The 2,862-nt window shown below is 73.8% G+C and carries 2 protein-coding genes; both read left to right on the forward strand.

The genetic code is table 11. The features are described 5' to 3' along the window. Positions 1–1,893 (forward strand): glycoside hydrolase family 38 C-terminal domain-containing protein (locus GTW43_RS37160; RefSeq protein ID WP_202502413.1); only part of this gene is annotated, 1,893 nt, incomplete at its 5' end. A 53-nt stretch (positions 1,894–1,946) separates the two neighbouring features. Then, the coding region (locus GTW43_RS37165) for an ROK family transcriptional regulator (RefSeq protein WP_161306370.1) at positions 1,947–2,862 on the forward strand (916 nt) is incomplete at its 3' end.

Here is a 2,862-nt window from a genome sequence, read left to right on the forward strand (position 1 = left end):
CCGCACCACACGTTCGACTGGGAGGGCATCGACGGCACGCGCATCTTCACCCACCTGCCGCCGGTCGACAGCTACAATGCGTCGCTGACGGCAGGTGAACTCGCCCACGCGGAGTCCAACTTCGAGGACAAGGGCCTGTCCACGCGCTCCCTCGTGCCGTTCGGATACGGCGACGGCGGCGGTGGCCCGTCCCGCTCGATGCTGGAGAAGGCCCGCAGGCTGCGGGACCTGGAGGGCTCGCCGAGGGTCGGCGTCGAGGCGCCGGACGCGTTCTTCGAGGCCGCGCGCGCCGAGCGGACGGACCTCCCCGTGTGGCGGGGCGAGCTCTACCTGGAGAACCATCGCGGCACGTACACCAGCCAGGCCCGCACCAAGCGCGGCAACCGGCGCAGCGAGGCGCTCCTGCGTGAGGCGGAACTCTGGGCAGCCACCGCCGCGGTGCGGGCCGGGGCGCCCTATCCGTACGAGCGTCTCGAGGCACTGTGGCAGCGGGTGCTGCTGCACCAGTTCCACGACATCCTGCCGGGCACGTCGATCGCGTGGGTGCACCGGCAGGCCGAGCGCGAGTACGGAGAGATTCACGACGAGCTGGAGGCGCTGATCGCCGACGCGGCGCGTCGGCTGCCGGGTGCGGCCGACGCGCTGCTCAACGCCGGGCCGTACGCGCGCCGCGAGGTCGCGGTCGTCCCCGGCACCGGCCGCCCGGGCGCGCAGCGCCTGTCGGACGGGCGCAGTGCCGTGCTCGCCGAGGTGGGTGCCCTGGCGTCCGGGGAGACGGTGGCGGCGCCCCGGCAGGCGGTCTCGGCGGCCGCCGAGGACGGCGGTTTCGTGCTCGACAACGGCGTCCTCGGCGTCGTCGTCGACCGGCGGGGTCTCGTCACCTCGGTGCACGACCACGCCGCAGGACGCGAGTCGATCGCCCCGGGCTCCGTCGGCAACCTCCTCCAGCTGCACCCGGACGACCCGAACCTCTGGTCGGCCTGGAACCTGGACTCGTACTACCGCGACACCGTCCGCGACCTCGACGCGGCCGAGTCCGTGACGCTCGTCGACGCCGGCCCGCTGCTCGCCTCCGTGCGGGTGGAACGCGTCTTCGGGGCCTCACGGATCGTCCAGCACATCGAACTCACCGCGGAGTCGCGGCAGGTGACGGTCCGCACCGACATCGACTGGCAGGAGCGCGACACGGTCCTGAAGTCGGCCTGGCCGCTCGACGTGCACGCGGAGCAGGAGAGTGCCGAGATCCAGTTCGGGCACGTGCGCCGGCCCACCCACGAGAACACCAGCTGGGACGCCGCCCGCTTCGAACTGTGGGCGCACCGCTGGGTGCACGTCGGCGAGCGCCGCTGGGGCGCGGCCCTGCTCACCGACTCCACGTACGGGCACGACGTGCGCCGCGACACCCGCGCCGACGGCGGGACCACGACCACGGTGCGGCTCTCGCTGCTTCGCTCGCCGCACAGCCCGGACCCGGAGGCCGACCGCGGGCGGCACGATTTCAGCTACGCGCTGGTGGCCGGTGCCGGGGTCGAGGAGGCCGTCGCCGGGGGCTACGCGCTCAACCTGCCGCTGCGCCCCGCGCCCGTGTCGGCCGCGCCCCTGGTGACGGTCGACACCGAGGACGTCGTCGTGGAGTCCGTGAAGCTCGCCGACGACCGCAGCGGCGATGTCGTCGTGCGGCTCTACGAGGCGTGCGGAGGCGCCGTGCAGGCGGCGCGGATCGCCGCGGGCTTCGACGTGGCGTCCGCGGACGACTGCGATCTGCTCGAGCGGCCCGAGGTGCGGCAGGTCCTCACCACGGACGGGGCGGTCGTCCTGAAGTTCCGCCCCTTCCAGATCCGCACGCTCCGGCTGCGGCCTACGATGCCTCCGAGCCACGGGGAGACACCTTGACGACTGCGAAGACCGAGAAGCCGGCCATCAGGCGGGGCACCAACCTGCCCCGGATGGGGGACTTCAACGAGTCGGTGATCCTCGACGCCATCCGCCGCCACGCGGACGGCCTCAGCCGGGTCGAGCTGGCCCAGGCCACGGGCCTGTCGGCGCAGACCGTCTCGAACATCACGCGCAGGCTCCTCGACCAGGGCGTGGTGCGCGAGTCCGGCAAGCAGCAGATGGGCAGCGGCAAACCGCGCACGCTCCTGGAGGTCGTGCCGAGTTCGCGCTACGCGGTCGGGGTGCACCTCGATCCCGCGGTGATCACGACGGTCCTCGTGGACCTGGCGGGCACGGTCGTGGCCCGGCGCAGCCGGCAGACGCCGAGCGGAGGCGACACCGACCGGACCACCGCCGACATGGCCGCGTCGGTGTCGGCCCTCGTCGCCGCATCGGGCATCGACGAGGCCCGGGTCCTCGGCCTGGGCATCGCCGCCCCCGGCCCCATCGACGCGGACGCCGGGTGGGTGGTGGACCCTCCGGAGCTTCCGGCGTGGGGCCGCTACCCGCTGCGCGACCGGCTGAGCGAAGCCACCGGGTTCCCCGCGCTGCTCGACAAGGACGTGACCGCCGCGGTCGTCGCGGAGCGCTGGGCCGGTACCGCGACGGACAGCCGCAACCTGCTCTTCTTCTACCTCGGGACCGGCTCCGGCATGGGCCTCGCGGTGGAGGACACGGTATTGCGCGGCGTCTCGGGCAACGCGGGCGAGGTCGGTGGTCTCGGCGCGGCCTTCTCGGCCCGTACGCTCGTCGAGGAGGCCATCGCGCTGGGCACGCTGGGCGCCGAGTACACCTGCCTCGATCCGGCCGACGCGCAGCGCGGTCTTGACCGGCTGGCGGCGCTGGCCGCGGAGGGCGACGCGTCGGCGGACGGCATCGTCGAGCGGCTGGCGATCCGCATCGGCCGCGGTGTCTGCGCGGCGGTGA

It is taken from the genome of Streptomyces sp. SID5785 (genome assembly GCF_009870065.1).
In the GTDB taxonomy this organism is placed as follows: domain Bacteria; phylum Actinomycetota; class Actinomycetes; order Streptomycetales; family Streptomycetaceae; genus Streptomyces.